2 rRNA genes are annotated in these 661 nt (G+C 55.4%); both read left to right on the forward strand.

Features of this window, described 5'->3' with window-relative positions:
- Window positions 1-373, forward strand: a 23S ribosomal RNA gene (locus tag N803_RS17175); the annotation flags it as partial.
- Window positions 374-491: 118 nt separating this feature from the next.
- Window positions 492-608 (forward strand): 5S ribosomal RNA (gene rrf, locus N803_RS17180).
- The last annotated feature ends 53 nt before the right edge of the window (window positions 609-661 follow it).

A 661-nucleotide genomic window follows, 5' to 3' on the forward strand; every position in this document is an offset into this window, starting at 1 on the left:
GGAGTCTCTCCCAAGGGTTGGGCTGTTCGCCCATTAAAGCGGTACGCGAGCTGGGTTTAGAACGTCGTGAGACAGTTCGGTCCCTATCCGCTGTGCGCGTAGGAAATTTGAGAAGGGCTGTCCCTAGTACGAGAGGACCGGGATGGACGAACCTCTGGTGTGTCAGTTGTTCTGCCAAGAGCACCGCTGATTAGCTACGTTCGGAAGTGATAACCGCTGAAAGCATCTAAGCGGGAAGCACGCTTCAAGATGAGATTTCCATGGAGCTTAGCTCCGAGAGGCTCCCAGCTAGACTACTGGGTTGATAGGCCAGACGTGGAAGTGCAGTAATGCATGTAGCTGACTGGTACTAATAAGCCGACAACTTGATACACACTCAAAAGAAACAATGCGTGTTCGCGTCCACTGTGCAGTTCCCGAGATACGGACAGCACAACACCCCCAAGCTGCCACGCAGCCGGGAGAGTGTTGAGCACATATCTCCATAGAGTTTCGGCTGTCATAGCGAAGGGGAAACGCCCGGTCCCATTCCGAACCCGGAAGCTAAGCCCTTCAGCGCCGATGGTACTGCACTGGTGACGGTGTGGGAGAGTAGGACGCAGCCGGACAAACATTCCAGAAATGGCCCGCCCACCCGGCGGGCCATTTCTCATTTCCGGGC

This window comes from Knoellia subterranea KCTC 19937, from assembly GCF_000768685.1.
Classification (GTDB): Bacteria; Actinomycetota; Actinomycetes; order Actinomycetales; family Dermatophilaceae; genus Knoellia; species Knoellia subterranea.